Origin of the sequence: Arenibacter sp. S6351L, from assembly GCF_023016025.1 — a bacterium.
GTDB lineage: Bacteria > Bacteroidota > Bacteroidia > Flavobacteriales > Flavobacteriaceae > Arenibacter > Arenibacter algicola_B.
This window is the reverse complement of record NZ_JALKBB010000114.1, coordinates 1-473: the sequence shown is the minus strand read 5'-3', so window position 1 is coordinate 473 and position 473 is coordinate 1. Positions and strand designations below refer to the sequence as shown.

The 473-nt window shown below is 52.6% G+C and carries 1 pseudogene; it reads left to right on the top strand.

Features of this window, described 5'->3' with window-relative positions:
• Positions 1-473 (top strand): annotated as a pseudogene (locus MWU82_RS24140) (collagen-like protein); the annotation flags it as partial.

Here is a 473-nt window from a genome sequence, read left to right as displayed (position 1 = left end):
CAAGGTATTCAAGGTGAAACTGGTGCTACAGGTGCCACTGGAGAAAAAGGAAACACCGGTGCGACCGGAGCCACAGGCGACCAGGGCGTCAAAGGTGAAACCGGAGATCAAGGAATTCAAGGTATACAAGGAGAAACCGGGGCAACTGGAACCACAGGTGAAAAGGGTGACAAGGGAGATACTGGAGCTCAAGGGATTCAAGGAATTCAAGGTGAAACTGGTGCTACAGGTGCCACTGGAGAAAAAGGAAACACCGGTGCGACCGGAGCCATAGGCGACCAGGGCGTCAAAGGAGATACCGGTGCTACTGGTGAAACAGGTGCTACAGGAGCTCAAGGAATCCAGGGTATTCAAGGTGAAACTGGAGCTAAGGGAGACACCGGTGCGACAGGAGATAAGGGTGACAAGGGAGATACTGGAGCTCAAGGTGAGAAAGGTGAAACCGGAGCTCAAGGAATTCAAGGTATTCAGGG